This window comes from Burkholderia sp. AU45388 (genome assembly GCF_030481585.1).
Classification (GTDB): Bacteria; Pseudomonadota; Gammaproteobacteria; order Burkholderiales; family Burkholderiaceae; genus Burkholderia; species Burkholderia sola.
This window is the reverse complement of record NZ_JAUJPV010000002.1, coordinates 368,571-393,161: the sequence shown is the minus strand read 5'-3', so window position 1 is coordinate 393,161 and position 24,591 is coordinate 368,571. Positions and strand designations below refer to the sequence as shown.

Below are 24,591 nucleotides of genomic sequence, written 5' to 3'. Positions count from 1 at the left end.
CGGTTTCCTGTCGACCGGAGTTGGCGCTTCAGCGCTTACGCCGGTCCCATACAAAGTTCCAAGTGGGTCAGGCGGCTTGCGATGCAGCGTGTTCGGCGGCCAGTTCGGCCGCGTGGGCGGCCTGCGGCACCTCGACGACGCGCTGCACGAAAATGCCCGGCGTCACGATGTGTTCCGGGTTCAGCCCGCCGAGCGGCACGACTTCCGACACCTGGACGATCGCGACCTTCGCCGCGCTGGCCATGATCGGCCCGAAATTGCGCGCGGTCTTGCGATACACGAGATTGCCCCAGCGATCGCCCTTGTACGCCTTCACGAGCGCGAAATCGGCGTGGATCGGCGTCTCGAACACGTACGGCTTGCCGTCGATCACGCGCGTTTCCTTGCCTTCCGCGAGCTTGGTGCCGTAGCCCGTCGGCGTGAAGAAACCGCCGATGCCGGCGCCCGCCGCGCGGATGCGCTCCGCGAGGTTGCCCTGCGGCACGAGCTCCAGCTCGATCTCGCCCGCGCGGTACAGCGCGTCGAACACCTGCGAGTCGCTCTGGCGCGGGAACGAACAGATGATCTTGCGCACCTGCTTCGCCTTCAGCAGCGCCGCGAGGCCCGTCTCGCCGTTGCCCGCGTTGTTGTTGACGATCGTCAGGTCGCGCGCGCCCTGTTCGATCAGCGCGTCGATCAGCTCGGACGGCATGCCGGCCGTGCCGAAGCCGCCGATCATGATTGTCGCGCCATCGTGGACGTCGGCAACCGCCGACTGAAGCGATTCGAAAATCTTGTTGACCATGTCTCTTCCTGATGCGAACCCGCGGCTCGTGCGCGGCCTGTCGAGGGGACACGCGGGTGCCGCGTGCCGCGCCGGAGGCCTTCGTCGACCCTCGGCTTTTGTTCGCTAATCGAACCTAGATTCGATTAGCGAACGATGGGCCGATCATAGAGTCGCGCACAGCGCGTTGTCAAGGCGGGTTCCCTCGGGGGCCGTCGCGTCGTCGAACGGCAGGCCGACGTAGTTTTCGGCGAGCGACTGCGCGGCGGCCCGCGAACGCGTCACGTATTTCAGCTCGGCAAACTTCAGGCGATTGACGAACGGCGAGTCGTCCGGCGACGCATGCAGCATGTTCGTCATGAAGTAAGAGAAGTGCTCGGCGCGCCACACGCGTTCGAGGCAGGTCGCCGAATAGCGTTCGAGCGGCGTCGCGTCGCCCGTCCGGTAGCGCGCGCCGAGCGCGCGGGACAGCGCGCGAACGTCGGCCACCGCGAGATTCATCCCCTTCGCGCCGGTCGGCGGCACGATGTGCGCGGCGTCGCCGGCGAGGAACAGGCGGCCGTGCTGCATCGTCTCCGACACGAAGCTGCGCATCGGCGTCACGCTCTTCTGCGTGATCCGGCCCTCGGTCGGCGTCCAGCCGGTGTCGTTCGAGAAGCGCGTGTGCAGTTCGTCCCAGATCCGCGCGTCGGACCATTCGGCGAGGTCTTCGTCCGGCTTGCACTGCAGGTACAGGCGCGTGACCGTCGGCGAGCGCATCGAGAACAGCGCGAAGCCGTTGTCGTGATGCGCATACACGAGTTCGTCGAGCGACGGCGCCGCGTCGGCGAGGATGCCGAGCCACGCGAACGGGTAGACGCGCTCGAACGTGTTCAGCCGCTCGGCGGGAATCGTCTGGCGCGCGATGCCGTGGAAGCCGTCGCAACCGGCGATGTAATCGCAGTCGATGCGGTCCGCGCGACCGTCCGCGTGCTTGAACGTGACGAACGGGTGCTCGCTTTCGACGTCGCGCAGCGCGACGTCGCTGACTTCGAAGTGCATCTGATGGCCGTGCTCGATGCCGGCCGCGATCAGGTCGCGCACCACTTCGTGCTGGCTGTAGACGGTGATCGCACGCCCGCCGGTCAGTTCGGACAGGTCGATGCGGTGGCGCCGGCCGTCGAACAGCAACTCGATGCCGTGATGTTCGAGCCCTTCGCGGCGCATCCGCTCGCCGAGGCCGGCGTCGTTCAGCGTGTCGACCGTGCCCTGCTCCAGCACGCCGGCGCGGATGCGGTTCTCGCAGTATTCGCGCGAACGCGCTTCGACGAGGATGGAATCGACGCCTTGCAGGCGCAGCAGATGGGACAGCAGAAGGCCGGACGGGCCAGCGCCGATGATCGCGACTTGGGTGCGCATTGTTCGTCTCCTGAACATTAATTCGAATCGTCGAACACATTTGAGCGCTTTCCCGACTATGCGGCAACGCGATTCAGGAGATATGTTGTATACGTTTTGAAGATACCGGCCCGGCGATGGACCCGCTCGATCTGAACCTGATTCCGTACCTCGTCGCGCTCGACGACACGCGCAACGTGAGCCGCGCGGGCGACTTGCTCGGCGTGAGCCAGCCGCGCGTGAGCACGGCGCTCGGCCGCCTGCGCGAGTACTTCGGCGATCCGCTGTTCGTTCGCACATCGCGCGGGATGGAGCCGACGCCGCGCGCGCTCGCCCTGCTGCCGGCCGCCCGCGACGCGCTTGCGCAGATCGAGCGCGGCCTCGTCGCGCCGCACGATTTCGACCCTGCCGCGAGCACGCATACGTTCTCGATCGCGCTGTCGGACGTCGGCGAGATCGTCTTCCTGCCGAAGCTGCTGCAGGCGTTCGCGACGCATGCGCCGCACGCGAACCTGCGTTCGGTCTCGCTCGCGCACGACGAAGTCGGTCGCGGCCTCGAAGCCGGATCGATCGATCTCGCGGTCGGCTACTTCCCCGATCTCGACGGCAACAACTTCTTCCAGCAGCGGCTGTTCACGCACCGGTTCGTCTGCCTGATGCGGCGCGGCCATCCGCTCGAGCAGACGCCGCCGTTCACGGTCGAGCAGTTCCTCGCGTGCGGGCACGCGGTGGTGCGCGCCGAAGGGCGCAGCCAGGAGGTGCTCGAGAAATATCTGGCGAAGCAGCGCATGCAGCGTCGCGCCGTGCTCGAAACACCGCACTTCATGAGCCTGCCGTTCATCCTGAGCCGCACCGACCTGATCGCGACGGTGCCGCATGCGATCGGCTATGCGTATGCGGCCGAGCACGCGTTCATCGTGCCCATCGAGCCGCCGCTCGCGCTGCCGCGCTTCGACCTGAAGCAGCACTGGCATCGCAAGTACCACAACGACCCGCGCACCGCGTGGCTGCGCGGCGTCGTCGCGTCGCTGTTCAACGACGAGCAGGACGAATGGCCGAAGTGAAGAAAGGTGGGCGGCGGCCCGCACGCACGACCGGCGAAAGCATGAAACAATGGCCGGATATCGGCCGCCGCAGGCGGCCTTCGATGGAGCCACTACATGGGTAAGGGAAAGAAAACCACACAACCCCAGCCGGTCGCCGCGCGGCCGAGCCGTGAAGAAGCAGAAGACGCCGTCCGCGTGCTGTTGCGCTGGGCCGGCGACGATCCCGCGCGCGAAGGCCTGCTCGACACGCCCGCACGCGTCGTACGCGCCTACGAGCAGTTCTTCGCCGGCTACGCGCTGGAGCCGCGCGACATCCTCGCGCGCACGTTCAGCGAAGTCGACGGCTACGACGAAATGATCGTGCTGAAGGACATCCGCTTCGAGAGCTACTGCGAGCACCACATGGTGCCGATCATCGGCCGCGCGCACGTCGCGTATCTGCCGAACCATCGCGTCGTCGGCATCTCGAAGCTCGCGCGCCTCGTCGACGCATTCGCGAAGCGCCTGCAGATCCAGGAAAAGATGACCGTGCAGATCGCCGACACGCTGTTCGACGTGTTGCAGCCGAAGGGCGTCGGCGTGATCCTCGAAGCCGCGCACCAGTGCATCTCGACGCGCGGCGTGCACAAGCCGGGTGTCGAGATGGTCACGTCGCGCATGCTCGGCTCGTTCCGCACCGATCCGTCGACGCGTCGCGAATTCCTGTCGATCGTCGCCAATCCTTCCTCGGTCAACCTGACGAATACCTGATGGAGCAGACGAAGCAAACGGCGCACGCGCCCGTCGTGCTCGTGACCGGCGCCGCGCGCCGGGCCGGGCGCGCGTTCGCCGAGTATTTCGCCGCGCACGGCTATCGCACCGCGGTGCACTACGACCGTTCGGCCGATGCCGCGCACGCCGCCGCCCGCGCGATCGCCGAACGCGGGCACGATTCGGTCGCGCTGCAGGCCGACCTGTCCGATGCCGCGCAGATCACCGCGCTGATCGACCAGGTGTATGCACGCTTCGGGCGCCTCGACGTGCTGGTGAACAACGCGTCGGTGTTCTGGCAGGACCATTTCCCGAGCTTCGATCTCGCGGCGTTCGACCAGGCGTGGGCCGTCAACTGCCGCGCGCCGATCCTGCTCACGCGCGCGTTCTACGAACGGGCCCGCGCGGCCGGCACGCAGGGCGTCGTCGTGAACGTGGTCGACCAGAAGATCAAGGAAAACTTTCACCGCGACCATTTCAGCTACACGGTCGCGAAGGCCGGGCTCGGCAACCTCACGCAGATGCTCGCGCTGTCGTCCGCGCCGGTGCTGCGCGTGAATGCGGTGTTCCCGGGGCTGATGCTGCCGAGCGACGACCAGACGCAGGCCGACTTCGAACACGCGAGCCGCGCATCGACGCCGCTCGCACGCATCGCGGGCCCCGACGACGTCGCGAGCGCGATCCTGCTGCTGACCGGCAATGCGTACAACGGCGTGGATTTCGTCGTCGATGCGGGCCAGAACCTGATCCGCGTCGATCAGGACGTGCTGTACAAGCACCGCTCGCCGGACGGCAAGCACTGAGGCTTCGATGAACGCAGGCGGCTGCGCGCCGCCAACGTGTGCCGGGTCGAGCGGGCTTCGCGCCGCTCACGACCGATCACGCCCGAAGGCGGCCCGGCCGCCGATCCATTGCGCTTCATCCGCCGCGTTGCGCGAAACAACGCCCGCGCATTCGCCCGCCGCCACGTTACGGCTTCTCGGCGCTCCCGCCCTCGCGAACCTTGCCCTGCGCGACGCTCGTGCCGGGCGGCACGCTATGCGTGAGCCACACGTTGCCGCCGATCACCGAGCCGCGCCCGATCGTCACGCGGCCGAGAATCGTCGCGCCTGCATAAATCACCACGTCGTCCTCGACGATCGGGTGCCGTGCATTGCCCTTCACCAGCGCGCCTTCGCCATCCGCCGGGAAACTCTTCGCGCCGAGCGTGACGGCCTGGTACACGCGCACGCGTTCGCCGATGATCGCGGTTTCGCCGATCACGACACCCGTGCCGTGGTCGATGAAGAAGCTCGGGCCGATCTGCGCGCCCGGGTGGATGTCGATGCCGGTGGCCGAGTGCGCGATTTCATTGATGAACCGCGCGAGCAACGGCACGCCGAGCTGGTGCAGCGCGTGCGCGAGCCGATGGTGCATCATCGCGAGCACGCCGGGGTAGCACAGCAGGATCTCGGTGATGTGCTGCGCGGCCGGATCGCCCGCGTACGCGGCCTGGATGTCGCTGACGAGCAGCGCACGGATCGCCGGCAACTGCCGGCCGAACGCGCGCGCGATCTCGAACGCGCGTTCGTCGAGCTCGGCGAACGGCGTATCGACATGCTCGGGCAGGAACGGCAGCGCGCGGCGAATCTGCTCGGACAGGATGCGCAGGGTGCTTTCGAGCGTATGGCCGACGTAGTAGTCGACGCTTTCGTCGGTCAGGTCGGGCGCGCCGTAGTGTGTCGGAAACATCGACGCGCGCAGGCCGGTCACAATCTTGCAGATTGCATCGCGCGACGGCAGTTCGCGGATGCCGCGCGGATGGCGCGTGCGATGGAGTTCCTCGCGCGACTCGCGCAAGCCGGCAACGATTTCTTCGAGGCCCCACTGACGGGCGGGTGATGTCGACATAGGCCAATGCGGGCAGCCGCGCGCGGTTGCACGGCCGCTAATAAAGTGACGGGTTCCGCAAGATTACCGCGTTTTTTGTCCGGGAGCGGCGCCCCGCGGATCGGCCGGACGGCCGACGCCGCACGCGCGACGGCGTCACATCGAGATGCTGCTCGCGTCGATCCAGCGCACCGCCCAGTCGCGCGCGTGCGCGATCGCGTCGCCTTCGTCGTTGAACTGGAGCTCGATCGGGAAAAACCGGTTCGCCACGAGCTCCCCGTCGCTCGATCGGGAGATCACGACGTAGGGCTTGAACGAACCGTCACTGGCGCGTGCGGGCGCGCAATTCAACAGATAACCGCGATGCGTGAAGGCAGTAGTCGCTTGCATGAGTCCGCCACCTCTAGTCCCTTTGCTTTGTTGTTCGCTACCCGTCTTTAAGGGTGCTGCGGCGCCCCGGCGCGGGCAGAGACGGCGAGACTTCATCCCCTGTCGCCGCTTCGCAGGAAAAGAATCATACTCTGTAGAAAACGCGTCTTCTAGCTGAAATAAATCATGACAAATCAGTGCGCGCCGCGCGACCGCGGCGATCGCCCGCGCGCCTTTTCCCGTCGTGCCCGGAACGGGATTTGCTTCGATCCGGAGCGTGTCGCCGCCAGGAGAGCCGCGATGGAATCATCCGCTCAAACACGTCGTGCGCATCCGCGCAGCATCGAACTCGACAACGACGACACGCACGACAGCACGGTCGACACCGACGGCAAGCACCGCGAAGCGTCGCGGCTCGCCGGCGTCGGGCCGATCTCGCCGGACCAGATCACACGCAGCAACGCGTCGCTCGTCAATGCGATGCCGGAAGCCGGCGACGGTTTGGCCGGTTTCGACAGCCGCCCCGACGGCAACCATCCGGCGTTCGCGCTGCGCGCCGGCTACATGGTGATCGAGAAGGGCTTCGACGCGCCGTCCGCGGGCGACACGCCGTTCGGTCCCGCTCATCGGATGTACGGCAGCGCGTACTGGCCCGGCCATGGCCGCCGGCCGGAGCGCGTCATCGAGTTGACCGTCGTGCCGAGATAGCCCGTGCGACGTTTGAATCGATCGTTCGTTTGGGAACCGCCATCGGCCGATGACGATGACCGATGGCGGTGCATTCGCGCGCGACCGGACCGCGGGCCGAGACGTGCTCGCACGATGTCGCGGTAAACGATTCCGCGTATTGGCATCGGGATTCGCAATCATGCATGCCGCGCATCGTATCGACGCACATGCGTTGATCGAAGTCATGGCGTCACGGCGCGATTTCGATTGAATGGCGCTACGTGCGCCGCATCGGCATGGTTGCCATGCCGGGTCGATGCGCGCGCATGCGTTTTCGCCGACGACGCAGCCGAACCATACGACACGCATCACGCGTGGCGCGCATGGCCACGCACGGCCGGCACAGACGGCGCGGTCGCACGGCACGGCAGGCGCCTCGCTGCACGATCGCGGCCGTTGGTTTACCCTGCCTCGCAGCGTCGCGCATTGCCCGGCCCGATCGGCCATCCGGCCGACTTCGTTTCAACCCGCCATTCGGAGACACTATGTACAAGCGTATTCTGGTTGCCGTCGACGGCAGCAACACGTCCCGCCATGCGTTCGATGCCGCGCTGGCGCTCGCGAAAGCGCACGGCGCGGAGCTGCAGCCGTTCTACGTCGTCGAGAACGCCGCGATCTACTACAACGTGCCCGGCTACGATCCGTCCGTGTTGCGCGATCAGCTCGTCGCGCAGGGCAACGCGCTCGCGCAGGATTTCGCGAAGCTGATGCAGGCTGCCGGCGTGAAAGGCGAAACGCGGCTGAACGAAGCGACGTCGATCAACGACGTATCGTCGCTGATCCTCGACGGCGCGAAAGCGTTCGGCGCCGATCTGCTCGTGCTCGGCACGCACGGCCGCCGCGGCTTCCGCCGCCTCGTGCTCGGCAGCATTGCCGAACAATGCGTGCGCCACGCGACGCTGCCGGTGCTGCTGATCCCGGCGGCCGCCAACGCGGACGAGCCGGCTGCCTGAGCGGCGTTCGGCACGCGCGGCCGGTCGCGACGTTTTGTCACCCGACAGCGGCAACTTGCGGTGGGACAATGATTTCGTCGATCCAATGCCGGAGTAAACGATCATGCTGACGCCCGTCGCCACCCGCCCCGCCGCCGTGCCCCATACCGGCAGCTGGGCTCCCCGCCAGGCCGCACACTGCTCGTCGTGCGCGATGCGGCACCTGTGCATGCCGCAGGGCCTCGCGCCCGAAGCGCTCAGCCGCCTCGAGTCGGTCATCTGCGCGGCACGCCCGGTCAAGCGCGGCGAAGCGCTGTTTCGCGAAGGCGACGCATTCGACAACCTGTACGCGGTGCGCTCGGGCTCGTTGAAAACCGTCGCGACGCGCCATGACGGCCGAGAACAGGTTACGGGCCTGCATCTCGCCGGCGAAGCGCTCGGCCTCGACGGCATCTGCGACGATACGCACCCGCGCACCGCGGTCGCGCTGGAAGACAGCTCGGTCTGCGTGATTCCGTACAGCGCGCTCAAGGCGCTGTGCTCGGAAGCCGGCTCGATGCAGTTGCGCATGCACAAGCTGATGAGCGAGCAGATCGTGCGCGAAACGTCGCAAACGATGCTGCTCGGTTCGCTGAATGCCGAAGAGCGCGTCGCCGCTTTCCTGCTCGACGTGTCGTCGCGCTACCTGAAGCGCGGCTACTCGCCGTCGGAATTCAACCTGCGGATGACGCGCGAGGACATCGGCAGCTATCTCGGCATGACGCTCGAAACGGTCAGCCGCACGCTGTCGAAATTCCAGAAGCGCGGCCTGATCGAAATGCAGGGCCGTCACGTGCAGATCATCGACTTCGACGGCCTGCAGCACGTCTGACGCCGCCCGGCGCGCACCGCGTGCGCGCCGCCTGCGTCACGTCGCCGGTCAATCGAGAAACAGCGCGGCGCGCGCCTTCAGCGCCGCGCTGAAATCGTCGAGCCAGCCGATCGACAAACGCCAGCTCTGCCAGTACAGATCGATGTCGATGGTTCGCCCGCGCGACATGTCGATCAATTCACCCGCCGCCAGCTGGCGGTCGACCATTCGGTCCGGGCACATCCCCCATCCCAATCCCGTTTCGCATGCCCGCAGATAGCCCGCGACGTGCGGTATCCAGTGCTGCGGCGGATCGAGATCCGCGCGCGTCACGCGCCGGATGAAACGCGCCTGCAACCCGTCCTTCGGATTGAACATCACGCACGGCGCGCGGCGCAGCGCATCGCGCGTGATTCCCGCGTCGAAATAGCGTGCGTAGAACGCCGGCGAGCATACCGCGCGATAGCGGATCCGCCCGAGCCGCTCCGAGCGGCACCCCTGGATCGGCTCGGCCTGCGCGGTCACCGCGCCCTGCACGCTGCCGTCGCGGATACGCGACGCCGTGTAATCCTGATCGTCGATCACGAGGTCGAGCAGCGTCTCGCGCTCGGTGCAAAACGGCCCGACCGCGTCGATGAACCACGTCGCGACACTGTCGTCGTTGACGGCCACGCGCAACGTCGGCCACGCGCTCGCGATCTGGCCCGGCAACGCGGGCATCCGGCCGCCCAGCTCGGCTTCCAGCAGTTGCACGCGTTCGGTATGCCGGCACAACAGCGCGCCCGACGTGGTGGCGACGCACGGCTGCCCGCGCTTGACGAGCACGCTGCCGACCCGTTCCTCCAGCAGCTTCACGCGCTGCGACACGGCCGACGGCGTGACGTTCAGCTCCTTGGCCGCCCGCTCGAACGAGCCGTGCCGGATCACCGCCGCGAGGGCATCGAGCAACGCGTAGTCGAGCATTAGATTTCCTTAATCCACATTAGGTGATTTAGCTTCTCTTATTCCCATACCGACCGCAGACTAGCGCTACCCGATTCATTCGTCTACTCCTTCCACGGCTGCCCCCCTCATGAACTGGCTCGCTTTTTCCCACGGCGCCGCGCTGTGCGCGTCGCTCATCGTCACCATCGGCGCGCAGAACGCGTTCGTGCTGCGCCAGGGCATCATGCGCTCGCACGTCGGCAAGATCGTGCTGCTGTGCGCGGTGTCCGACATGATCCTGATCGGTGCTGGCGTGGGCGGCGCTTCGGTGCTCGTCGAGCGCTATCCGACCTTCGTTCACGCTGTGCTGTACGTCGGCCTCGCGTATCTCGCGTGGTTCGGCATCAATGCGCTGCGCCGTGCGTTCAAGCCTGGCCACGACACGCTCGACGTGCGCGGCGACGCCGTCGCGCCGCCGCCGCAGGGCGCGCTCGCGATCGTGCTGATGACGCTCGCGTTCACGTGGCTCAACCCGCATGTGTATCTCGACACGTTCCTGCTGATCGGCACGGCCGGCGCACGCGAGCCGGAAGGCGCACGGCTCGCGTTCGCGATCGGCGCGATGACGGTCAGCGTCGTGTGGTTCCTCGGGCTCGGCTATGGCGCGCGTTTGCTGGCACCGTGGTTCCGCAAGGCGGTCGCGTGGCGCGTGCTGGATGGCGCGATCGGCAGCATGGTGCTGTTCCTCGCGGCGGTGCAGTTGCGCTGACCGAACCGTCTGCGCACGGGCGGCCGCGTGCCGTCCGGCTTTCCCTCCGCGTCGGCGCCCCGCCCGCGCAACCTGCGTGATTCCCGTCGCGCACGTCGCCGCAAAAATTCGCTCCCGATCGAGCTTAGCCACCCGGCGGACTCACGCAGCGGACACGGCCTCCGTCATCTGCCGCAATCCGTCCACCATCGCGACGTTACCGCGCCTGCACGAATCGAAACGATCGGCGAGAATGTCCGGTGTCCCGCGACCACGGCGGAACCGCCCCGCGCATCCTGCCGTCCCGCCGCGATCGCCTCGACCCATCCCGCAGTTCAATCCCGTTACCTGCAGTTATCGGAGAGGAACATGGCCCATCGCACCCTCGGTACATCCAGCATCCAGGTTTCGCCGCTCGCGTTCGGCGGCAACGTCTTCGGCTGGACCGTCGACGAGAACGCATCGTTCGCGTTGCTTGACGCACTCGCCGACACCGGCATCAACTTCATCGACACGGCCGACGTCTATTCGGCCTGGGCGCCCGGCAACCACGGCGGCGAATCGGAAACGATCATCGGCAAGTGGCTGAAGCGCTCCGGCAAGCGCGAGCAGGTCGTGATCGCGACCAAGGTCGGCCTGCTCGGCACGCGCGCGGGGCTGTCGAAAGACAACATCCTGAAGGCCGTCGACGATTCGCTGCGCCGCCTGCAGACCGACTACATCGACCTGTATTTCTCGCATCGCGATCTGGCCGACACGGCCCCGCTCGAAGAGACGCTCGGCGCCTATCAAACGCTGATCGACGCGGGCAAGGTGCGCATCATCGGCGCGTCGAACTACAGCGGCGCACGCCTGCGCGAAGCCGCCACCATCAGCGCGCGCGACGGGCTGCCCGCCTACCAGGTCATCCAGCCCGAATACAACCTGCTCGCTCGGGCCGACTACGAACGCGATCTCGAGCCGGTCGTGCGCGAGCTGAAGCTCGGCGTCGTCAACTACTACGCGCTCGCGAGCGGGTTCCTGTCGGGCAAGTACCGCAGCGAGGCCGACCTGAAGAAGAGCGTGCGCGGCGATCGCGTCGCCGGCTATCTGAACGCACGCGGCCTGCGCATCGTCGCCGCGCTCGACGACGTGTCGGCGAAGCACGGCACGCAGCCGGCCGCGATCGCGCTCGCATGGCAAATCGCGCGGCCGACGATCACCGCGCCGATCGCGAGCGCGACGTCGCTCGAGCAGCTCGCGCTGCTCGGCGAAGCGATCCGCGTCACGCTCGATCAGGACGACATCCGCCGGATCGACGAGGCCAGCGCGCCCTGAAGCCGCCGGCGGCAGGCCGATGGAATCGCACGCTCGAGCGGTTCCGCGGCCTGCCTGCGATTTACGCAGGACGGGTGGATACAATGGCGAGCATCCGATGGCCGCGGGGCTCGACCGGGCTTCTTCGCGCCGAATCAAAATCACACATAAAAACCGCCGATGAACCACCTTGCCCGCCGTTCCCGTTACGTCCGTCACGCTCGTCATGCACGCGCCGCATCGCGCAGCGCCATCGGCGACGCGCCGTAGCGCTCGCGAATCGCGCGGCTGAAGTGCGCCTGGCTCGAAAATCCCCAACGAAACGCGATCTCGCCGATGCTCGTCTTGCGCAGCCGTGCATCGGTCAGCTCGCGGTGCGCATGCGACAGCCGTTCCGACCAGATGTGCTGCGTGATCGATTCGCCTTCGGCCGCGAAGAGGCGGCCCAGATGCCGCAGCGACAACCCGACCGCATCGGCGACGGCTTGCGGTCCGAGCCCCGGCTCGCCGAGATGCGTCGCGATGTACTGCTTCGCGGTCAGCAGGTACGACAGCGATGCGCGCGATGCGCCCGCGCCGTTCACTTCCGTGTCGATGAGTTCCGCGATCAGCGTGCGCGTGTGCTCGACGAACCGGGCGACGTCGCGCTCGACCGGCGCCTGCATGAACCGCTCGACACTCGCCCGCAACGTCGCGCCGAGCATCGCGCCCGCGCCCGGCTTCGGCGCGATGCGCAGCGGTAGCGCGGCCAGCTCCGCATCGAGGCGGTCGTCGAACGTCGTGATCGGGATATCGATCAGCAACTGCCGCATCGGCGTCAGGAATCCGAACAGATAAGGCACGCGCGTGTCGTAGACGACCACATCGCCGGCTTCCGCGAGCAGGCACCGGTCGCGCTGAATGAAATAGGCGCGCCCGCTCGTGATCTGGCACGCGAACAATGACTCCTTCGGCAACTGGCGCACCAGCGCGGGGCTGCGCTCGATCACGTGGTCCTGCCCGCTGATGTCGGCGATGCCGAGGCCCGGCAGCGCGATGTCCGTCTTCTCGGCCTCGAGCCCGGCCGGCGACAGCGACGAGCAGCGCAGGCCGACCAGCGTGGCCGCATTGAACGCATCCCAGTACGCCATCCTGTCGTGCGCCGGCACGTCGGCCGTCGAGCCTCGCGTGCATGAAAGAACGGTCGAATTCGTCACGTCGCCTCCTGCTGGCGCCTGTCGTGCGGAGCGGCACGGATTGGGAGATGGCTCGTCTGGATGCTTGTGCGATGCAATGTCCGGCTCGGTCAAGCAATTCGTCCAGCCCAGTCAAGAGCGGCGCGCACCGGCTGGCTAAAGTCGAGCCCACGACAACCCATACGAGGAGACATACCGTGGTCGACAAAGCCGTATCCGAATTCTGGCAAAACATCCCGGCGATTGCCAATCCGTTCAAGCCCGATGCGCTGCCCGAAGCCTACATCCCGAACACGGCCACCGACGACGAGCGCTATTACGTTCCGTTCACCGAAACGGTTTCATCGCGGCCGCTGTGGATCTCGCCGTCGCAGAACAAATGGTGCGACATCCTGATGGCGAAGGAAGCCGGGCTCGTGAACCGGCACTATCACCCGCACGAGGTGTTCGCGTACACGCTGTCGGGGAAATGGGGTTACCTGGAACACGCATGGACCGCCACGCGCGGCGATTTCGTGTACGAGACGCCGGGCGAAGGTCACACGCTCGTCGCGTTCGATCACCCCGAGCCGATGCGCGCGTTCTTCATCGTCAAGGGGCCGCTGATCTGGCTCGACGAAGCAGGCAATCCCGACGGCTACTTCGACGTGCATTCGTACATCGCGATGTGCAAGGCGCATTACGAGAAGGTCGGCCTCGGCGCGCAAGCAATCGAAAAGCTGTTCCGCTGACGCGCGGCGAGGCTCACGATGACTTCCGCTTGCTCCTCCAGACCTGCCTGGACATACGAGAACCGGCTGCTGCTGATCCTGTTCATGACGTTCGGCTTCGTGTTCTTCGACCGCCTCGCGCTGTCGTTCCTGTTCCCGTTCATGTCAGCCGAGCTGCACCTGACGAACGCGCAACTCGGCATGGTGTCGTCCGCGCTCGCGCTCACGTGGGCGCTGTCGGGCGCCGTCACGAGTGCGTGGTCCGACGCGCGCGGCACTCGCAAGCCGCTGCTGATCGCGGCCGTGCTGGGCTTTTCCGTGTGCTCGGCGCTGTCGGGCCTCGTCGGCGGCTTCGCGAGCCTGATCGCGTTTCGCGCGCTGATGGGTATCGCCGAAGGCCCCGTGCTGCCGCTGTCGCAATCGCTGATGGTCGAGAGTTCGACGCCGAGCCGCCGCGGGCTGAACATGGGCCTGCTGCAGGGCTCGGCCGCCGGCCTGCTCGGCGCGATGATCGGGCCGCCGGTCGTGATCGGCATCGCGACCGCCTACGGCTGGCGCGAGGCGTTCTACGTGTCGTGCGTGCCGGGCTTCCTGATCGCGTTCTGCCTGTGGCGCTGGGTGCGCGAAGCGCCGCCCGGCAGCGTGCGCCACGCGCAGGCGGAAAGCGCGACCACGCATGGCGCCCAGGCAGCCGGCGGCGCCGAGGTCAGCCGCTGGGCGCTGTTGAAAGAGCGCAACATCCTGCTGTGCGTGCTGAGCAGCTGCTTCTTCCTCACGTGGTTCGTCGTGATCATCTCGTTCGGTCCGGTGTTCCTCGTGCAAAGCCGCCACCTGTCGCCATCCGACATGGGCGTCGTGATGACCTGCCTGGGCGCCGCGTGGGTGTTCTGGGGCTTCGCGGTGCCGGCAATCTCCGACCGGATCGGCCGCAAGCCGACGATGATCGTGTTCGCGCTGGTCGCGGCCGCGTGCCCGGTCGTGCTGATCCACGTCGGCTCGGTCTGGGCGCTCGGCGCACTCGTGTTCGCCACGTACACGGGGCTCGGCTGCTTCACGCTGTTCATGGCGACGATCCCGGCCGAAACGGTGCCGCCGCGCGCAATCGCAAGCGCGCTCGGGCTGATCATGGGCGCGGGCGAGCTGATCGGCGGCTTCGTCGCACCGACCGTCGCCGGCTTCGCGGCGGACAGTTACGGCCTGCAGTTCGCGATGTGGACGTCGGCCGCCGGCGCGATCCTCGCGTGCGTGCTGTCGTTAGGCCTCGTCGAAACCGCGCCGGCCGTGCTGCACAAGCGTGCGCTCGCAGGCGCCACCGCGGGCCGTCTCGATACCCCGAACCTCGGAAGACGCTGACATGCGCGCACTTCAATGGCATGGCCCGCGCGACGTCCGTCTCGTGGAAATCGACACGCCGCGCGTCGGCCCCGGCGACGTGCGCATCGCGGTCGCGTATTGCGGCATCTGCGGCAGCGACCTGCACGAATACGCGGACGGCCCGCACGCGATTCCGGTCGACGCGCCGCATCCGCTGTCGCGCCGCACCGCGCCGCTGACGCTCGGCCACGAGTTCTGCGGGACCGTCGTCGAAGTCGGCGAACGCGTGACGGCGCTGCGCGCGGGCGATCGCGTCGCGGTGGAGCCCGAATATCGCTGCAGCCAGTGCGCGTATTGCCGCTCGGGGTCGTACAACCTGTGCGTGTCGATGGGCTTCGCCGGGCTGATGGGTGACGGCGGGATGGCCGACTTCGCGGTCATGCCGGCCTACATGCTGCATCGCCTGCCCGACGGCGTGAGCCTCGAACAGGCCGCCGTGATGGAGCCGGCCGCCGTTGCGCTGCACGCACTGCGGCGAGGCGAACCGCGGCTCGGCGACACCTGCGCGGTGTTCGGGCTCGGGCCGATCGGCCTGCTGCTGATCATGCTCGCGAAGCTGCAGGGCGCGACGACGATCGTCGCCGTCGACGTGTCGCCCGAACGGCTCGCGGCGGCCACGCGTTTCGGCGCGACGCATGCGTTCGATGCGCGCGGGCTCGATCCATCGTCGATGCAGGGCGCGATTCGCGCGGCCACCGGCGGGCTCGGCGTCGATACGAGTTTCGAAGCGGCCGGCTTGCAGGCCACGTTCGAATCGGCGACGCGCGCACTGCGTAAAGGCGGCCGGGTCGTAATGGTCGGCCTGATGCCGCACGCAAGTTTCGACGCGTTCCGCGCGGTCAACGACGAGCTGACCTTCACCGCGAGCGTCGGCTACCGGCACGCGTACGAAGACCTGCTGCGCATCGTCGCGTCGGGCGCGCTCGACCTCACGTCGATCGTCACGCGCACCGTCGCGCTCGAAGATGCCGTCGCCGACGGCTTCGATGCGCTGCTCGCCGACCGCACGCAGATCAAGATTCTCGTTTCACCCGCGCAACGGCCGGCACGCGGGGCCACCACCATCGGGAGGCATCACGCGTTGCGGTCCTGGGGATCGATGCGGTCTCAAATTCCACAGAGCGCCGTAGGGGCCGCTTCGCCGCAAGCCGTCGGTCACGCCGCCCCCCATCCCGCCCCCAATAATCCCCTTGACTCCCTATCTTTCGATATATATCTTTAGATATGTTTTACGACATATAGGACACGATCATGCGACACAACCACTTCCGCGGCCATGCCCGATGCGACGGTCATGGTGCGCATGCCCGCCCCGACTGGTTCGCCGGTCTCTGGCACGCGATCGGCCGCCACCGTCGCGGCGGCCACGATGCATTCGGTGGCGGCCCGTTCGGCGGCCGGGGCGGGCGCGGCGGCTTTGGCGATTTCGGCGACGACGCGATGCCGCGCGGCCGCCAGTTCAGCTCCGACGATCTCCAACTGCTGCTGCTCGCGCTGGTGGCCGAGCAACCGAGCCACGGCTACGAATTGATCAAGGCGCTCGACACGCGCTCAAACGGTTTCTACAGCCCGAGCCCCGGCATGGTGTATCCGGCGCTCACGTATCTCGACGAAGTCGGCTTCGTCGCGTCGCAGGCGGAAGGCAACCGTAAGCGCTATGCGCTGACCGACGCCGGCCGCGAGCATCTCGATGCCCAGCGCGAACGCGTCGACACGCTGTTCGCGCGCCTCACGCACCTCGCTCGCAAGATGGAATTCATGCGCCGCGCGTTCGCCGGGGAATCGGCGGGCGCCGATGCGCCGGACGCATCGCAGCCCGGCTGGCTGCCGGAATTCGTCGAGGCGCGTCTCGCGCTCAAGCGCGCGCTGCTGCACAAGAGCGCCGCCGATGCCGACGAACAGCGCCGCATCGCGGCCATCATGCGCCGCGCGACGGCCGAAATAGAAGGCGGCGCCGGCGCGTGATCCGCGCCGCCCCGTCACAACCCAAGGAGAACGGATCGATGCAGAACACGTCCGAACGCACCGTCACCCGCGTGCGCCACGCCCTCAAGTTCCGCCTGCTGCAAGTGCTGCGCGTGCACACCGTGACGCCGCATCTGCTGCGCGTCACGCTCGGCGGCGCCGATCTCGCGGATTTCGAATCCGCGTCGTTCGACGATCACGTGAAGGTTTTTTTCCCGCCGCCCGGCGCGGAACGGCCCGCGCTGCCGACGCTCGGCGCGAACGGCCCCGAGTTTCCGGAAGGCGAACCGAAGCCGGTCGCGCGCGACTTCACGCCGCGCCGCTTCGATCGCGCCGCCTGCGAACTCGATCTGGAATTCGTGCTGAACCATCCTGGCCCCGCATCGCAGTGGGCCGCGCAAGCGCGCGTCGGCCAATGGCTCGGCATCGGCGGCCCGCGCGGATCGTTTGTTATCCCGACCGATTTCGACTGGCACCTGCTGATCGGCGACGATACGGCGCTGCCGGCCGTCGCGCGGCGTCTCGAGGAATTGCCGGCCGGCGCGCGCGCGGCGGTCGTGCTGGAAGTCGCGGATCGCACCGCACAGATCTCGTTCGACACGCGCGCCGACGTGCATGAAATCTGGCGCTTCCGCGCCGAAGCCGACACGGCGAACGGCGACACGCTGCTGAACGCCGTCCGCGATCTGCCGCTGCCGTCGTCCGGCGACGGCTACGTGTGGGCGGCCGGCGAAGCGCTGTCGATGCGTGCGGTGCGCCAGCACCTGACCGGCGAACGCGGCGTCGACAAGTCGCGCATCCGCGCGGCGGCCTACTGGAAGCGCGGCGCGGCGGCCGTGCACGAAACGCTGGAAGACTGAGCGGGGGATGGGCGCCCGGTTGCCGGGCGGCTGAAACAATCGTGGCGCCGGCGCAGCGGCGGGCTTGGCACCGGCATCGCGGCTGGTATATATCTATGTCTGCGCGCCGCTGTCGGGCGACAGCCGCCGCAGCCCGCCCAGGAGCGCCCGGTCATGACAAAAGAAAGCCACGCTTCGCCTTTCCTTCGCCACCTGAAGATCGCCGGCTATTGCGGCCTCGCCGCGGTAGTCGTCGCGCTGTTCGTCGCGATGTGCGCGATCCTGACGGAAAGCGCCCTCAACCGCGATGCCGCGCGGCCTCCGGCCGATACCCCCGAACTGCGCGACGCGGGCGGCGGCCCGTCCGCCTCGGCCGACGCGGCCCGCACACCCGGCTCGTCCGGCTGACGGCGTCCTGCCGGTTGCCTTCCGCTTACGGCGCCTGCCGGCGCCCCATCACGACCGCGTGCACCGAATCGCCGAGCCGTTCGAGCGGCGCGGTCACGCGTTGCCCGTACAGGTGCGCGGCCAGCGCGCCGACCGTGCCGACCAGCACGCCGCCCGCCATGTCGAATGGCCAGTGCACGCCCGCATAGACGCGGCCCCATGCGATCGCCACGGCCATCGCGGCCATCACGAAACCGGTGACCCGCGTCGTGCCGCCGAGCAGCAGGCCGATCGCCATGCTCCACGCGAACGTCATGTGATCGCTCGGAAAGGAACTGTCCGGCGCGTGCGGAATCAACTGCGTGCCGACGCCGGCCATGAACGGGCGCGGGGAGAACCAGACATGCCCGAGCACCTGCGCGAGCCCGAGCGCCACGCAAACGCCGAGGCCGGCTTCGATCGCCTGGCGCCGCGCGGGGCGCGCGCCGAAGATCCAGGTCAGCAGCAGCATCGCGGGCAGCGCGTAGACGAGCCAGTCGGCGGCGAAGATCGCGAGGCGGGCAACGCCCGGGTGCGGCACACCGCCGGCGTTGATGGCGGAAAAGAGAGCGAGATTGACGTTCTGCATGAATCCGGTTGCGTGAGGCGTAAAAGTTCGGCCGGTTGCCCCGCCGGCGTCGAACGATGCCAGAGCGTGGCCGCTTAAGCGGGGCTGAATGCGGCAGCCGCCCGGACGAGGCCCGCGCGGCGAACGCACTTAGAACCTGCACTGCAACATAAGTTCACACAATTGTCACATTCCCACGTGAAGGTCCCCGTAAAAGCTCACCCTGCCTCCCGTAAAGCCTCACCTTTTTCACATGATGGCGTCATCGACGCATGCGACCCTCGCTTGGCCGCGTGCCGTTCAGGCCGTTTGCCTCGTTCATCTCAATATTTACGCCTCAAATAATTCGAAATCGGCAACAATTAATTCCATATGCGGCATCGCACAACGGCAACGCACAGGCATACGATTACGACCACTCATCCACGAAGCGCTCAACAACAAGGAGTCCGCATGAAACCCAGCGATGTCCGATCGAAGGCGTTTGCGATGCCGTTGACCAGCCCCGCGTTCCCGATGGGCCCGTACCGTTTCGTCGATCGTGAGTTTCTGATCATCACGTACCGCACCGATCCGGACCGCCTCCGTGAAATCGTCCCCGAGCCGCTACAGGTCACCGAGCCGCTCGTGCATTACGAATTCATCCGCATGGCCGATTCGACCGGCTTCGGCGATTACACCGAAAGCGGCCAGGTGATCCCCGTCGAATACGACGGCCAGCCGGGCGGCTATACGCTCGCGATGTATCTCGACGATCACCCGCCGATCGCCGGCGGCCGCGAGCTGTGGGGCTTCCCGAAGAAGCTCGCGTCGCCCACGCTGCACGTGAACACCGATCACATCCTGGGCACGCTCGACTACGGCAAGGTGCGTGTCGCGACCGGCACGATGGGCTACAAGCACAAGGAACTCGATATCGAAGAGCAGGCGAAACGACTCGCCGGCCCCAATTTCCTGTTGAAGATCATCCCGCACGTCGACGGCACCGCGCGCGTATGCGAACTGGTGCGCTATTACATGCAGGACATCAAGATGAAGGGCGCATGGACGGGCCCCGCCTCGCTCGAGTTGGCGCCGCACGCGCTCGCGCCGGTGGCCGACCTGCCCGTGCTCGAGATCGTCGAAGCGCGCCACCTCGTCGCAGATTTGACGCTGGGTCTCGGCGAAGTCGTCTACGATTACCTGGCCCAGTAACACGTCAACAGCCCTTTCTCCCTGTCAATCCTTTCACCACGGGAATTCGAACATGAGCAACCTGAATGGCAAGACCGCAGTCGTCACGGGCGCCGCGAGCGGCATCGGCAAGGAAATCGCGCTTGAGCTGGCCAAGGCCGGCGCGGCCGTCGCGATCGCCGACCTGAACCAGGACGGCGCGAACGCGGTCGCCGACGAGATCGTCAAGGCGGGCGGCAAGGCGATCGGCGTCGCGATGGACGTGACCAATGAAGATGCCGTGAACAGCGGCATCGACAAGGTGGCCGAGGCGTTCGGCTCGGTCGACATCCTCGTGTCGAACGCCGGCATCCAGATCGTCAATCCGATCGAGAACTACTCGTTCGCCGACTGGAAGAAGATGCAGGCGATCCACGTCGATGGCGCATTCCTGACGACGAAGGCCGCGCTCAAGCACATGTACAAGGACGATCGCGGCGGCGTCGTGATCTACATGGGCTCGGTGCACTCGCACGAGGCGTCGCCGCTGAAGTCGGCCTACGTGACGGCCAAGCATGGGTTGCTGGGTCTCGCGCGCGTGCTGGCGAAGGAAGGCGCGAAGCACAACGTGCGCTCGCACGTGGTGTGTCCGGGCTTCGTGCGCACGCCGCTGGTCGACAAGCAGATTCCGGAGCAGGCGAAGGAGCTCGGCATCAGCGAAGAGGACGTGATCAAGAAGGTGATGCTGGGCAATACGGTCGACGGCGTGTTCACGACGGTGCAGGACGTCGCGCAGACGGTGCTGTTCCTGTCGGCGTTCCCGAGCGCCGCGCTCACCGGCCAGTCGTTCGTCGTCAGCCACGGCTGGTTCATGCAGTAACGCGAGTGCCTCCCCGACGGTAGGCGACTTCCGCGCCACCGTCCTTCTCGAGATGGCGTGCCGTCGATCGACGTCACGCCATCCATCACCGCCGCCCACGGCGGGATTTCTCGGAGCAACTGATGAAACCGCACGCGCGTACAGAAAAGCAGGCCGTCGATGCGGCGGACCTGCAGCACGAAGCCGGCGCGCCGGCTGCTGCGCGGTCGCTGCCGTACGAAACGATCGCGCTCGTCCTGCAGGGCGGCGGCGCGCTCGGCGCGTATCAGGCCGGCGTGTTCGAAGGGCTGCATGAAGCAGGCATTCCGCTCGACTGGATCGCCGGCATCTCGATCGGCGCGCTCAACACCGCGCTGATCGCCGGCAATGCGCCCGAGCATCGCGTCGAGCGCCTGCGCGAATTCTGGGAAACGATCTGCCAGCCGGCGTTCTTTCCCGCGATTCCGGCCGCGTTCGAATTCGCGCTGTTCAACAGCATCGATCAGGTCCGAACGTTCTTCACCGCATCGCAGGCAGCCAGCGCGATGATGCAGGGCCAGCAGGGATTCTTCGTGCCGCGCTTTCCGCCGCCGCTGCCGGGCGTGGCCGATCATCCGCAAAAGATCAGTTGGTACGACACGTCGGCGCTGCGCACGACGCTGCTGAAACTATGCGATTTCGACCGGATCAATTCGGGCGAAACGCGCGTGTCGGTCGGCGCGGTCAACGTCGGCACCGGCAATTTCGTGTACTTCGACAACTCGCGCATCCGTCTCGCGCCCGAGCATTTCATGGCGTCCGGTGCGTTGCCGCCCGCGTTCCCGCCCGTCGAGATCGACGGCGAGTATTACTGGGACGGCGGCGTCGTGTCGAACACGCCGCTGATGGAAGTGCTGCGCGCCCGGCCGCGCAGCGACACGCTCGCGTTCCAGGTCGATCTGTGGAGCGCGCGCGGGCCGCTGCCGCGCACGATGGCCGACGTCGCCGAGCGCACGAAGGACGTGCAGTATTCGAGCCGCACGCGTTTCGTCACCGACACGCTGCAGCGCGAACAGCGCTACCGCAACGTGCTGCGCCACGTGCTCGAACGGGTGCCGGAAGAACAGCGCAAGACAGATCCGTGGTGCGTCGAGGCCGAGGAAATGTCGAGCGGGAAGAAGTACAACATTCAACACCTGATCTATCAGCAGAAAGCGTACGAGCATCACTACAAGGACTATCAGTTCGGTCTGTCGACGATGCGCGACCACTGGTCCGCGGGTCTCGACGACATCCGCAAGACGCTCGCGGTGAAGGACGGCCTCGCGCTGCCCACCAACGACGCGGGCTTCGTCACGCACGACATTCACCGCCGCCGGTAATGCCGTGTGCAACGGGCCGGCGCGCCGCCCGCGCCGGCTCGTCCTCCTTTCCGATTCGACATGCCGATTTTCATTGCGCTATTCGCGCTCGTCGCCCTGGGGTGGGGCGCCGTTCACTTGTTTCACGTCATCGCCGCGCAGTTCGGCCAGCCGGTCGCGATCGCGGCCGCCGTGCTGGCCGCCGCGCTCCTGATCGCACTGGTCGCGTGGTGGCTCAAGCGCCGTCGCGACATCGCACCGAACACGAAGGAAGAAGGCTGGACGCATATCGTGCATCGCGCGTGGGGCGAGTTGCGCGTATCCGCGACGCAAGGGCTGCTGTGGCTGTCGCATGACGGCGCGGATGGCCGCTATACGCTGTCGCAGCTCGACGGTTGCGAGGCCGCGCCGATCGACGGCCGCTGGCATCTCGTCGTGCGCGTGCGCGACGCCGTGCACGGCGAATGGAAGCTGCCGATGATGGACAAGCGCGATGCACAGCGCTGGGCGCGCGTGCTCACGCTGGCGAAGGACAACCGGCTCTGAACGCGCGGCCGGCCGCCCGACGGCCCGCTATCGCGCGCCGAGCGCCCGCAGCGCATCGAGCACGTGCTGTGTCGCCCGTTCGACCGGGCCGGCCCGATGCGCAATGCCCAGTTCGCGCCACAACGCCGGACGTAACGGCCGCATGACGATGCGCGCATCCGGCAGCGGGGCGCCCGCCTCGTGCGGCAGCAGCGTCGCGCCGTACCCTGCGGCGACCAGGCTCTTGATCGCATCGTTGTAGTTGAGTTCGATCCGCGGCTCGGGCCGGTGGCCGCCGAGCGCGAACCATTCGGTCGTGAGCCGCGACAGGCGCGTCGTCGCATCGTTGAGAATCAACGGCCGCGCGGCCAGATACGCGGGCGTCACACGGGCCGGAAGCGGCCAGTCCGCGGGCAGGAAAGCCATCACCGGATCGCGCCGCCACGGGCGGATCGACAGCCCCGCGACCGGCGCTTGCGGCAGCGCGACCAGCCCGACATCGAGCGCGCCTTGTGCAATGCGCGCCAGCGTGTCCTGCGACGTGAGCACCGCGATCTGCACGTCGATATCCGGATGCTGCGCACGCAGGCCGGCCACCGCCTGCGGCAACAGGTGCGCGATCGCGCCGGTCGATGCGCCGAGGCGGACACGCCCGGTCAACCCCTGCACCTGTCGCTGCACGTCGTCCAGCGTGGATTCGACTTCCGCCAGCAGACGCCGCGCCCGCTCCACCAGCACTTCGCCGATCACCGACGGCCGCACGTTGCCGCGCGTGCGGGACAGCAGCGGCGCGCCGACGCGGCTTTCCAGCTCGGCGACATGCAGACTGACGGTGGGCGGGGCGAGATGAAGCCATTGCGCCGCCGCCACGAAGGATCCGTGGTCCGCGATCGCAACCAGCGTACGCAGACGGTCCAGACTGATCTCGCGCATCACACCCCTCTCGTTCAGAAAAACTGAATCAGACGATCAGCAAATTCAACTTTTCCTATTCTAGGCGTTCGGTGGACGATACGGCTTCCTCGACGACCGAACGCGACGCACACGACCATCATGAGCTTCCCCACTGTCTTCATCGACGGCGACCAGGGCACGACCGGGTTGCAGATTCACGCGCGTCTGCGCGACCGCACCGACATGCAGCTGCTCACGCTTCCCGCCGCCGAACGCAAGGACGCGGCGCGGCGCGCCGACGCACTCAACGCGTGCGATATCGCCATCCTGTGCCTGCCCGATGCGGCCGCGCGCGAAGCGGTCGGCTTCATCCGGAACCCGGCGGTACGCGTGATCGACGCGAGTTCAGCCCATCGCACGCAGCCCGACTGGGTCTACGGCTTTCCCGAGATGGCCGACGGACAGGCGCAACACATCGCGCATGCGAAGCGCGTGACCAATCCGGGCTGCTACCCGACGGGCGCGATCGGCCTGCTTCGCCCGCTGCTGCAGGCAGGGCTGCTGCCGCGCGACTACCCGGTGAGCATCCACGCGGTGTCCGGTTACTCGGGCGGCGGAAGGGCCGCCGTCGACGCGTTCGAATCGGGCGATGCCGCCGCGAACGCGTTGCCGCTGCAGATCTACGGTCTCGCGCTCGAGCACAAGCACGTGCCCGAAATCCGGCAGCATGCGGGGCTCGCGCACCGTCCGTTCTTCGTGCCGGCCTACGGTGCCTATCGGCAAGGCATCGTGCTCACCATCCCGATCGAGCTGCGGCTATTGCCGGCCGAGGTGACCGGTGAGCGGCTGCATGCGTGTCTCGCGCACCATTACGCGGACGCGCGTCATGTCGACGTGATGCCGCTCGCGGACACACGGGCGGCCACGCATCTCGATCCGCAAGCGCTGAACGGCACCAACGACCTGCGGCTCGGCGTGTTCGTCAACGCAGACGGCGGCCAGGTGCTGCTGTCCGCCGTGTTCGACAATCTCGGCAAAGGGGCATCCGGCGCCGCCGTGCAGAATCTCGACTTGATGCTCGGTGCGCGACACGCGGCGTGACGCGCCCGCA

The 24,591-nt window shown here is 67.2% G+C and carries 26 protein-coding genes and 1 pseudogene; 19 read left to right on the top strand and 8 right to left on the bottom strand.

The genetic code is table 11. From position 1 onward, the window contains the following. Positions 1-67: 67 nt before the first annotated feature. Positions 68-784: a 3-oxoacid CoA-transferase subunit A gene (locus tag QZM72_RS05680; RefSeq protein ID WP_089468853.1), complete on the bottom strand. Its 717-nt coding sequence runs from the start codon at positions 782-784 to the stop codon at positions 68-70. Positions 785-928: 144 nt separating this feature from the next. Further along, positions 929-2,161 carry a 4-hydroxybenzoate 3-monooxygenase gene (pobA, locus tag QZM72_RS05675; protein ID WP_301737448.1) on the bottom strand — a complete coding sequence of 411 codons (1,233 nt, stop codon included), beginning with the start codon at positions 2,159-2,161 and terminating at the stop codon, positions 929-931. Between the two features lie 116 nt (positions 2,162-2,277). Here pobA and QZM72_RS05670 point away from each other — a divergent pair, with 116 nt between their 5' ends. The 3 genes from QZM72_RS05670 (at position 2,278) to QZM72_RS05660 (ending at position 4,739) form a co-directional block, all read left to right on the top strand. Further along, positions 2,278-3,204, top strand: a complete 927-nt coding sequence (locus QZM72_RS05670) for a LysR family transcriptional regulator (RefSeq protein WP_301737447.1) — start codon at positions 2,278-2,280, stop codon at positions 3,202-3,204. A gap of 96 nt (positions 3,205-3,300) precedes the next feature. Beyond that, positions 3,301-3,936, top strand: coding sequence for a GTP cyclohydrolase I FolE (gene folE, locus QZM72_RS05665; protein ID WP_301737446.1), 636 nt, complete (start codon positions 3,301-3,303; stop codon positions 3,934-3,936). Then, positions 3,936-4,739 (top strand): SDR family oxidoreductase, encoded by an 804-nt coding sequence (locus tag QZM72_RS05660; RefSeq protein WP_301737445.1) that lies wholly within the window; start codon positions 3,936-3,938, stop codon positions 4,737-4,739. The genes folE and QZM72_RS05660 overlap by 1 nt, the downstream gene beginning before the upstream one ends. A gap of 166 nt (positions 4,740-4,905) precedes the next feature. On the opposite strand, the gene epsC is transcribed toward QZM72_RS05660, so the two are convergent. Both epsC and QZM72_RS05650 read right to left on the bottom strand, forming a co-directional pair. Further along, positions 4,906-5,826, bottom strand: coding sequence for a serine O-acetyltransferase EpsC (epsC, locus tag QZM72_RS05655; RefSeq protein WP_301737444.1), 921 nt, complete (start codon positions 5,824-5,826; stop codon positions 4,906-4,908). Between the two features lie 135 nt (positions 5,827-5,961). Beyond that, on the bottom strand, positions 5,962-6,195 hold the full coding sequence (locus QZM72_RS05650; RefSeq protein WP_006480138.1) for a hypothetical protein: 234 nt from the start codon (positions 6,193-6,195) through the stop codon (positions 5,962-5,964). A 279-nt stretch (positions 6,196-6,474) separates the two neighbouring features. Between QZM72_RS05650 and QZM72_RS05645 the strand changes: the two genes are divergently transcribed. The 3 genes from QZM72_RS05645 to fnr all read left to right on the top strand — a co-directional run bounded on the left by QZM72_RS05645 (position 6,475) and on the right by fnr (position 8,706). Continuing rightward, entirely contained in the window at positions 6,475-6,882 is a 408-nt protein-coding gene (locus QZM72_RS05645) for a DUF3005 domain-containing protein (RefSeq protein WP_089468847.1), read from the top strand. A gap of 506 nt (positions 6,883-7,388) precedes the next feature. Then, positions 7,389-7,856 carry a universal stress protein gene (locus QZM72_RS05640; RefSeq protein ID WP_301737443.1) on the top strand — a complete coding sequence of 156 codons (468 nt, stop codon included), beginning with the start codon at positions 7,389-7,391 and terminating at the stop codon, positions 7,854-7,856. Positions 7,857-7,959: 103 nt separating this feature from the next. Continuing rightward, complete coding sequence (gene fnr / locus QZM72_RS05635; RefSeq protein ID WP_089468844.1) at positions 7,960-8,706, top strand: fumarate/nitrate reduction transcriptional regulator Fnr; 747 nt, start codon at positions 7,960-7,962, stop codon at positions 8,704-8,706. 48 nt (positions 8,707-8,754) lie between these two features. Here the strand turns inward: fnr and QZM72_RS05630 are convergent, their stop codons facing one another. Further along, positions 8,755-9,648 carry a LysR family transcriptional regulator ArgP gene (locus QZM72_RS05630; protein ID WP_006480142.1) on the bottom strand — a complete coding sequence of 298 codons (894 nt, stop codon included), beginning with the start codon at positions 9,646-9,648 and terminating at the stop codon, positions 8,755-8,757. A 109-nt stretch (positions 9,649-9,757) separates the two neighbouring features. Here QZM72_RS05630 and QZM72_RS05625 point away from each other — a divergent pair, with 109 nt between their 5' ends. Continuing rightward, positions 9,758-10,378: a LysE/ArgO family amino acid transporter gene (locus QZM72_RS05625; RefSeq protein ID WP_011548718.1), complete on the top strand. Its 621-nt coding sequence runs from the start codon at positions 9,758-9,760 to the stop codon at positions 10,376-10,378. Between the two features lie 348 nt (positions 10,379-10,726). Beyond that, entirely contained in the window at positions 10,727-11,674 is a 948-nt protein-coding gene (locus tag QZM72_RS05620) for an aldo/keto reductase (RefSeq protein ID WP_301737442.1), read from the top strand. Positions 11,675-11,877: 203 nt separating this feature from the next. Here QZM72_RS05620 and QZM72_RS05615 read toward each other — a convergent pair whose 3' ends face one another. Then, positions 11,878-12,849 (bottom strand): helix-turn-helix domain-containing protein, encoded by a 972-nt coding sequence (locus QZM72_RS05615; RefSeq protein WP_301737441.1) that lies wholly within the window; start codon positions 12,847-12,849, stop codon positions 11,878-11,880. Positions 12,850-13,025: 176 nt separating this feature from the next. Between QZM72_RS05615 and QZM72_RS05610 the strand changes: the two genes are divergently transcribed. From QZM72_RS05610 to QZM72_RS05585, 6 genes and pseudogenes are all read left to right on the top strand, one after another. Beyond that, positions 13,026-13,559, top strand: coding sequence for a 2,4'-dihydroxyacetophenone dioxygenase family protein (locus QZM72_RS05610; protein WP_301737440.1), 534 nt, complete (start codon positions 13,026-13,028; stop codon positions 13,557-13,559). Positions 13,560-13,577: 18 nt separating this feature from the next. Next, the gene (locus QZM72_RS05605; RefSeq protein WP_301737439.1) at positions 13,578-14,891 is read left to right on the top strand and encodes an MFS transporter; all 1,314 of its coding nucleotides are present in this window, start codon (positions 13,578-13,580) and stop codon (positions 14,889-14,891) included. A 1-nt stretch (position 14,892) separates the two neighbouring features. Beyond that, positions 14,893-15,981: pseudogene (locus tag QZM72_RS05600) on the top strand (2,3-butanediol dehydrogenase); the annotation flags it as partial. 182 nt (positions 15,982-16,163) lie between these two features. Then, on the top strand, positions 16,164-16,877 hold the full coding sequence (locus QZM72_RS05595; RefSeq protein WP_301737438.1) for a PadR family transcriptional regulator: 714 nt from the start codon (positions 16,164-16,166) through the stop codon (positions 16,875-16,877). Positions 16,878-16,915: 38 nt separating this feature from the next. Further along, positions 16,916-17,737: a siderophore-interacting protein gene (locus tag QZM72_RS05590; RefSeq protein ID WP_301737437.1), complete on the top strand. Its 822-nt coding sequence runs from the start codon at positions 16,916-16,918 to the stop codon at positions 17,735-17,737. Between the two features lie 153 nt (positions 17,738-17,890). Beyond that, positions 17,891-18,124, top strand: coding sequence for a hypothetical protein (locus QZM72_RS05585; protein ID WP_089468836.1), 234 nt, complete (start codon positions 17,891-17,893; stop codon positions 18,122-18,124). 25 nt (positions 18,125-18,149) lie between these two features. On the opposite strand, the gene QZM72_RS05580 is transcribed toward QZM72_RS05585, so the two are convergent. Next, on the bottom strand, positions 18,150-18,731 hold the full coding sequence (locus tag QZM72_RS05580; RefSeq protein ID WP_301737436.1) for an undecaprenyl-diphosphatase: 582 nt from the start codon (positions 18,729-18,731) through the stop codon (positions 18,150-18,152). Positions 18,732-19,163: 432 nt separating this feature from the next. Between QZM72_RS05580 and QZM72_RS05575 the strand changes: the two genes are divergently transcribed. From QZM72_RS05575 to QZM72_RS05560, 4 genes are all read left to right on the top strand, one after another. Continuing rightward, positions 19,164-19,904 (top strand): acetoacetate decarboxylase, encoded by a 741-nt coding sequence (locus tag QZM72_RS05575; protein WP_089468834.1) that lies wholly within the window; start codon positions 19,164-19,166, stop codon positions 19,902-19,904. Positions 19,905-19,956: 52 nt separating this feature from the next. Next, positions 19,957-20,742, top strand: a complete 786-nt coding sequence (locus QZM72_RS05570) for a 3-hydroxybutyrate dehydrogenase (RefSeq protein ID WP_301737435.1) — start codon at positions 19,957-19,959, stop codon at positions 20,740-20,742. A gap of 122 nt (positions 20,743-20,864) precedes the next feature. After that, the gene (locus tag QZM72_RS05565; RefSeq protein WP_179233551.1) at positions 20,865-22,082 is read left to right on the top strand and encodes a patatin-like phospholipase family protein; all 1,218 of its coding nucleotides are present in this window, start codon (positions 20,865-20,867) and stop codon (positions 22,080-22,082) included. A gap of 60 nt (positions 22,083-22,142) precedes the next feature. Continuing rightward, positions 22,143-22,607: a signal peptide protein gene (locus QZM72_RS05560; RefSeq protein ID WP_301737434.1), complete on the top strand. Its 465-nt coding sequence runs from the start codon at positions 22,143-22,145 to the stop codon at positions 22,605-22,607. A 27-nt stretch (positions 22,608-22,634) separates the two neighbouring features. Here the strand turns inward: QZM72_RS05560 and QZM72_RS05555 are convergent, their stop codons facing one another. Beyond that, on the bottom strand, positions 22,635-23,519 hold the full coding sequence (locus tag QZM72_RS05555) for a LysR family transcriptional regulator (protein ID WP_301737433.1): 885 nt from the start codon (positions 23,517-23,519) through the stop codon (positions 22,635-22,637). Between the two features lie 120 nt (positions 23,520-23,639). Here QZM72_RS05555 and argC point away from each other — a divergent pair, with 120 nt between their 5' ends. After that, complete coding sequence (gene argC / locus QZM72_RS05550) at positions 23,640-24,581, top strand: N-acetyl-gamma-glutamyl-phosphate reductase (RefSeq protein ID WP_301737432.1); 942 nt, start codon at positions 23,640-23,642, stop codon at positions 24,579-24,581. Positions 24,582-24,591: the final 10 nt, after the last annotated feature.

Bases quoted from the DNA above. Each gene is read 5' to 3' on its own strand.
- QZM72_RS05680 (WP_089468853.1), bottom strand. From the start codon at position 784: ATGGTCAACAAGATTTTCGAATCGCTTCAGTCGGCGGTTGCCGACGTC.
- pobA (WP_301737448.1), bottom strand. From the start codon at position 2,161: ATGCGCACCCAAGTCGCGATCATCGGCGCTGGCCCGTCCGGCCTTCTG.
- QZM72_RS05670 (WP_301737447.1), top strand. From the start codon at position 2,278: ATGGACCCGCTCGATCTGAACCTGATTCCGTACCTCGTCGCGCTCGAC.
- folE (WP_301737446.1), top strand. From the start codon at position 3,301: ATGGGTAAGGGAAAGAAAACCACACAACCCCAGCCGGTCGCCGCGCGG.
- QZM72_RS05660 (WP_301737445.1), top strand. From the start codon at position 3,936: ATGGAGCAGACGAAGCAAACGGCGCACGCGCCCGTCGTGCTCGTGACC.
- epsC (WP_301737444.1), bottom strand. From the start codon at position 5,826: ATGTCGACATCACCCGCCCGTCAGTGGGGCCTCGAAGAAATCGTTGCC.
- QZM72_RS05650 (WP_006480138.1), bottom strand. From the start codon at position 6,195: ATGCAAGCGACTACTGCCTTCACGCATCGCGGTTATCTGTTGAATTGC.
- QZM72_RS05645 (WP_089468847.1), top strand. From the start codon at position 6,475: ATGGAATCATCCGCTCAAACACGTCGTGCGCATCCGCGCAGCATCGAA.
- QZM72_RS05640 (WP_301737443.1), top strand. From the start codon at position 7,389: ATGTACAAGCGTATTCTGGTTGCCGTCGACGGCAGCAACACGTCCCGC.
- fnr (WP_089468844.1), top strand. From the start codon at position 7,960: ATGCTGACGCCCGTCGCCACCCGCCCCGCCGCCGTGCCCCATACCGGC.
- QZM72_RS05630 (WP_006480142.1), bottom strand. From the start codon at position 9,648: ATGCTCGACTACGCGTTGCTCGATGCCCTCGCGGCGGTGATCCGGCAC.
- QZM72_RS05625 (WP_011548718.1), top strand. From the start codon at position 9,758: ATGAACTGGCTCGCTTTTTCCCACGGCGCCGCGCTGTGCGCGTCGCTC.
- QZM72_RS05620 (WP_301737442.1), top strand. From the start codon at position 10,727: ATGGCCCATCGCACCCTCGGTACATCCAGCATCCAGGTTTCGCCGCTC.
- QZM72_RS05605 (WP_301737439.1), top strand. From the start codon at position 13,578: ATGACTTCCGCTTGCTCCTCCAGACCTGCCTGGACATACGAGAACCGG.
- QZM72_RS05595 (WP_301737438.1), top strand. From the start codon at position 16,164: ATGCGACACAACCACTTCCGCGGCCATGCCCGATGCGACGGTCATGGT.
- QZM72_RS05590 (WP_301737437.1), top strand. From the start codon at position 16,916: ATGCAGAACACGTCCGAACGCACCGTCACCCGCGTGCGCCACGCCCTC.
- QZM72_RS05585 (WP_089468836.1), top strand. From the start codon at position 17,891: ATGACAAAAGAAAGCCACGCTTCGCCTTTCCTTCGCCACCTGAAGATC.
- QZM72_RS05580 (WP_301737436.1), bottom strand. From the start codon at position 18,731: ATGCAGAACGTCAATCTCGCTCTCTTTTCCGCCATCAACGCCGGCGGT.
- QZM72_RS05575 (WP_089468834.1), top strand. From the start codon at position 19,164: ATGAAACCCAGCGATGTCCGATCGAAGGCGTTTGCGATGCCGTTGACC.
- QZM72_RS05570 (WP_301737435.1), top strand. From the start codon at position 19,957: ATGAGCAACCTGAATGGCAAGACCGCAGTCGTCACGGGCGCCGCGAGC.
- QZM72_RS05565 (WP_179233551.1), top strand. From the start codon at position 20,865: ATGAAACCGCACGCGCGTACAGAAAAGCAGGCCGTCGATGCGGCGGAC.
- QZM72_RS05560 (WP_301737434.1), top strand. From the start codon at position 22,143: ATGCCGATTTTCATTGCGCTATTCGCGCTCGTCGCCCTGGGGTGGGGC.
- QZM72_RS05555 (WP_301737433.1), bottom strand. From the start codon at position 23,519: ATGCGCGAGATCAGTCTGGACCGTCTGCGTACGCTGGTTGCGATCGCG.
- argC (WP_301737432.1), top strand. From the start codon at position 23,640: ATGAGCTTCCCCACTGTCTTCATCGACGGCGACCAGGGCACGACCGGG.